The sequence below is a fragment of the Sutterella sp. genome (assembly GCF_030539355.1).
GTDB lineage: Bacteria > Pseudomonadota > Gammaproteobacteria > Burkholderiales > Burkholderiaceae_F > Sutterella.
In genome coordinates, this window is record NZ_JAUNSF010000147.1 from 1 (window position 1) to 4,938 (window position 4,938).

The window sequence follows — 4,938 nt, forward strand, 5'->3', positions numbered from 1 at the left end:
GTTCCAATGGCCGACTCCACCCCGGAACCCCTTTCCGGCATTCCGACAACGCAGTCGAACCGCCCTCCTTCAATCCCCCTCCTCTTCCAGGATCAACTTTAATTAACTGATTTTTATGGATTTTTCATTTCACCGAACGAGAGCAGGCGCAGGCGGCCGGATATCCGCCCAGTCCGGCCGTTCATTCCTCCGGGGGAAGCCCGTTTCGCTCGCGCAGTGACTTCACGCGCTGCGCCATGCTCTTCCAGCGCCAGTCGGGACGCTGGCCGGCCACGGGCTTCTCGCGCAGGTAATAGGCATTGGGGACGAACTTCCCGTCAATCACCTTGCCGATGTAGTCACGCTCGGTCTTCTCGACTGTCTTCACGCGGGGCTTCTCGCCGGGCTCCCCGGCGCCCTCCTCGCTGCCTTTCTCTTCGCCCTCCTCGGCGACCTTCTCCATGAAGGAAAACTTGAAATAGACGTAGAGATGGGCGCCGTTCCGCTGCAGGAAGGCACCCTCGGGCAGGCCCTCGATCGAGGACTTGTCGATGTTCTTGACGGTGGTTTTGCTGATCTGCTCGTCCATTGTGGTCCGGGAGGAAAGGATGTCGGGGTTCAGGCGGAATTATTCACCGTCCCGTCCCTTTTGTGCCGTCCCTTGGCAAATAAAGTCCGAACTTTCATTCCCGGAGAATTCGCGGAAGACGCCGCCCGCAGAAAATTCGCGCCGCCCTCCGCCCGAGAAAGCGAGGCACCCGCGGCATTTCGCCGCGGATGCCCGTCCTCTGAAACAAGGTAAATCAGCGCTCGAACGGAATGTTCACCGGCATCTCAACGGGCTTCGGGCCCGTGTGCGGACGCTCGTAGCCGTCAAGCCCCTTCTCAGCGAGGAACTTCGAGAGAAGGTCCGCGATCTCGACGTTGTTCGCGTCGGCGAAGGCGGCGTGCGTGTTGCCGCGGATGCCGATCTTCGGGAGTTCGACCAGGGTCGCGTCGCCGCCGTGGCGGTTGACGAGTTCGACGAACTGACGGGCGCGCGCCAGACGCCACACGTCCTCGTTGAAGACCTGGGAAGGCTCGTCAACGATGTTGTCGCCGAAGACGATCATGATCGGCATCTTCGTGAGGGCCTTCCACTTCTCCATCGGCATCATGCGCGGGAACATGCGGGAGGCGACGAGTTCGCTCGAGGCCGGGATGTCCTCGGGCGGCTCCTCCTCGGGGAAGGCGCACATGCCGGGCTCGTAGGCGACGATCGCCTTTACGAGGTCCGGACGGGCCGCGGCGGTCTCCCAGCCGTACTGGCCGGAGTTGGAGTGCGTGATCAGAATGCCCTCGCCGATGCGGTCAAAGAGCGCGCCCACGGTCTCGCCCATCTTGGCGCGGTACTCGGCGGTCGAGGGCTCCTCACCCGTGTCCGGGGTCTGCTGACGGAAGAACTGGTCGATCGCGTAGCCGGAGACCGGGAACTGCGTCTTGTCGTAGAAGCCCGCGGCCTTCGGCGGCTGCCAGGGACCGTTGCGGAAGGCGCGCCAGACGCCCGCCTCGGAGGTCGTGGTCGGGATCGCGGTCTTCACGAGCGGCGCCGACGTGTAGCCCGCGCGCCCGCGGCGGGGCTGGTCGATGATGTAGACGGACCAGTCGCGGCGCGGCAGCAGCGCCTGATAGCCCTCGCGCCCGTCGGGCGTGGACTCGTAGGTCTTGCCCGACTGCCCGATTCCGTGCCACATCACGAGCGGGAGCGTCCTTGAGTGCGCGGCGACGTAGTACTGCGCGTAGCCATGGTCGCCGTGGAAGGTTTCTCCCCCGGCCTTCTGCTCCACCGAGCCGCCGAAGAAGAAGCTGCCCATCGTGGCGAGCGAAATGACCGGGGAGGCGTTCGAGGCCGGCGCGGCCCCGGCCGCGAAGGTCGTGACGGGAGTCGAGATGAGGAAGGCGCCGCAGACGGCGGCGGCGAGCGCAATTCGGGAGAAGCGGGAAGCAGTCATGGCGGTGCCTCGAAGATTGGAATCAAGAATCTTTGGGGAGGAAACGGGAAACCGGAGCCCATCCGGCGGAAAACCCGCCCTCCCTGCTGATGACTTTATTCGCTATCTCATTGATTTTCCATTAAACTAATTTGATACTCCCATCAATAAAATTTATATGCATTCTTTATGGAGCTCAAGACCCTCAGGCAGTTCCTCGCCGTGGCCCGCACGGGCAGCGTCTCCGAGGCGGCGCGCAACCTCTCCCTCACCCAGCCCGCGGTGAGCATGGGCGTGAAGCGCCTCGAGGAGGAGCTCGGCGTCGCCCTTTTCCGGCGCGAGGGCTCGAGGCTCGTGATCACGGAGGCCGGCGCCGTGGCGCTCGAGCACGCCGAGCGGATTCTGGGCGAGGTCGAGACGCTCGGGCGGAGCCTCGAGGTCTGGCGGCGGCGGTCGGCCGGTCTGAAGCTTGCCTTCTGCGACCAGGGGCCGATGTGGTTCCTGATGCCGAGGTACCGCATGCTCCTCGCCGAGCCCGCCGGGATGGAGGTGACCGACCGGGTGTTCCCGGCGGACGAGTCGGCGGCCGCGCTTCTGCGCCGGCGCGAGGCGGACATCGTCGTCACCGACGCGCCGCTTGATGGCGCCGGCATTGTCTCCGAGCCCCTCGTGCGGGATCTTCACTACCTGTCGCTTCCGCCCGGGCACCCGCTCGCCGGGCGCACGGAGATCGAGCTCCCCGAGGCGGGCGACCTCACCGTGCTCTTCTTTGAGCTCGGCGGCGCCTTCTCGAGAAGCTTCAAAAAGTACCTCACCGAGGAGGCGAGGAACCTCACGGTGCTGATCGAAAACGACTACTTCGTCTTTCAGGAGCGCCTGAGGCGCACCAATGCGGCGACCTTCACCACGTCGCTCGTGCGGCACTACCGCTTCGACGGCCCCGCGCGCGCCGAGATCCTGATCCCGACGCCCGCCACAGAGATCGAGTACTGGATCTGCCGCCGGACGGACGCGCCGGAGGCCGCGGAGGCGTTCGTGAAGTTCGCGCACGACCTCGTGCGCACGAGCGGGCTGCCCGCCCACCGGCCGCGGTCTGAGAACGCCGGCCGGTGAAAATGAAAGGGCGGCGCCGCTTTCATGACCCGTGCGACGCCGCCCTTCCCCCTGAAATGAACTGTTCTCAGCTCAGACGAGCCCGTTCTCCGCGAGCCAGGCCTTCACGTCCGAGCTCGCGCGGCGCACGCCGCCCCAGCTGAGGAAGTGCGTGCCGAGCTTCACGCCGGGAAGCAGCGACTCGAACTCCGAGCGGACCTCCATCAGACCGCCGCCTCCATGCGTGCTGAAGGTCAGCACGAATTTCTCCGTGAGGTCGACCGACTCCATCCAGGTCTTGAGAGGCTGGGCCGGGCGGTGCCACCAGGTGGGCGTGCCGAGGATCACGGTGTCGTACTTCGAGAGATCGATCGCGAGGGGCTTCAAAGGGCGCTTGATGCCCTGCTCGATCTCGGCCTTCACGACCTCGGTGGCCGGGCGGTACTCCTCCGGATAGGGCTCGACGGTCTCGACCTGGAAGACGTCGGCGCCGGTGAAGTGCCGGATCGCCTCGGCGACGCTCTTCGTGTGACCGGTCTTCGAAACGAAGACGACGGCGATGCGGCGCGGGGATCCGGGCGCCTTTTCAGCTGCGGACGCCGTCCGGGCGGTGACCCCAAGTGCACCGAGGACCGATGCGATGGAGGCGGAGAGCAGCGAGCGACGCGTGAAAACCATGACCGGAGCTCCTTGAAGAAATTCATCCGCGGGGAGCCTGTTCGCTCCCCATTCCTGATGAATCTCAGTCTAGAGAGCCGGCCGCAGGCGCCATTCTCAGGAAGCGCCTCATCCTTGCCTGATCCTGCCCGGGTGCATCCCAGGGGAAAAGTCAGTTGATCGCCGAGCTCCCCGGATGAAGGCCGCTCCTCACCCAGAGCATGCGAAGCGTCGGGTCACTGATGCACGCCGCGATTCGCTCCAGATCGAAGTCCGCGTCGTGTGCCTCGGCGGGTTCCGGCGGAACCCTGCCGACGACGCCGGTCCTGAGGTTCAGGTCCAGCCGGATGCGCTCGCAGCACTGCTCCTGCGCGAGCCGCCATTCGTCGAGGATCGCCAGCACGAGCATGGGGAAGAACGTGTCGCAGGCCGCGCGGCTCCCTTCGTCGGCGATTCTCTGGATCTCGCGGCGCTTCTCCTCGTCAAGCCCCGTGCGCTGCTGCATCATCACGGAACCAGGGAAGTCCCAGCTGTACTCGTCGACGAGTTCGCCGAGCGTCTTGCCGGGCGTGAGCGCGAACTCCCTGAAGTTCTCCGCCCAGAAGCTGCCGTCGGGCCCGACGAACTGACTGAAGAGCACAAGTCCCTCCCTGCCGACGTCGAGCCCCGTGAAATACCCGCCCCGGTCATTCATGGAGTACTCATGCGAGCCGCCGTCGCCGAAAGAGAGGAACATGCACCAGGGCCTGAAGTTCTCGAGCAGCCAGTCGGTCGTGAAGCCCCGCCACCAGACGGCGTCATTGACTGCCACGCCGAGGGCGCTCCGGTCGTAGGCGACGACGAGCTTCTCGAGGCTCCAGGCGCTGACGACCATGGTGGGAAGCCACACGTTGCGGATCCTGAAGTACGTCTCCGCGGCCTCGTCACCCTCCTTGTCGCTCAGCACGTCCTCGAAGAGCTCGCGCATCGGGATGAAGACGCGGCCCTCGAACGACTCGAGATCCGGAACGCCGCATACCCCGAACTCCCGGTAGTCGTGCGCCATCTCGTGGTACTTGTCGCCCACCCGCTCATAGAACAGGTCGTGCAGCCTGAGCGGGACCTGCGCGATGAGCTTCATTCGTTCGGCGATGTCGGTCTCGTTCTGGTCGGTCATGGGAAAAGCGCCTCGGGTCGGTCGGGGGAGAAGGAAAAATCTATCACCCGGGGCACTCCTGCGGGAACGAAGGCCGAAAAAAAT

General features: G+C 65.0%; 5 protein-coding genes. 1 reads left to right on the top strand and 4 read right to left on the bottom strand.

Going from position 1 to position 4,938, the window contains the following annotated elements:
• Positions 1–181 precede the first annotated feature (181 nt).
• Both Q4F91_RS12720 and Q4F91_RS12725 read right to left on the bottom strand, forming a co-directional pair.
• Positions 182–568 (bottom strand): hypothetical protein, encoded by a 387-nt coding sequence (locus Q4F91_RS12720; protein WP_303338102.1) that lies wholly within the window; start codon positions 566–568, stop codon positions 182–184.
• A 214-nt stretch (positions 569–782) separates the two neighbouring features.
• Positions 783–1,970, bottom strand: a complete 1,188-nt coding sequence (locus Q4F91_RS12725; RefSeq protein WP_303338103.1) for an alpha/beta fold hydrolase — start codon at positions 1,968–1,970, stop codon at positions 783–785.
• A gap of 168 nt (positions 1,971–2,138) precedes the next feature.
• Here Q4F91_RS12725 and Q4F91_RS12730 point away from each other — a divergent pair, with 168 nt between their 5' ends.
• Positions 2,139–3,062: a LysR family transcriptional regulator gene (locus Q4F91_RS12730; protein WP_303338104.1), complete on the top strand. Its 924-nt coding sequence runs from the start codon at positions 2,139–2,141 to the stop codon at positions 3,060–3,062.
• Between the two features lie 72 nt (positions 3,063–3,134).
• On the opposite strand, the gene Q4F91_RS12735 is transcribed toward Q4F91_RS12730, so the two are convergent.
• Positions 3,135–3,719, bottom strand: coding sequence for a flavodoxin (locus Q4F91_RS12735; RefSeq protein WP_303338105.1), 585 nt, complete (start codon positions 3,717–3,719; stop codon positions 3,135–3,137).
• A 151-nt stretch (positions 3,720–3,870) separates the two neighbouring features.
• On the bottom strand, positions 3,871–4,854 hold the full coding sequence (locus Q4F91_RS12740; protein WP_303338106.1) for a hypothetical protein: 984 nt from the start codon (positions 4,852–4,854) through the stop codon (positions 3,871–3,873).
• Between the last annotated feature and the right edge of the window lie 84 nt (positions 4,855–4,938).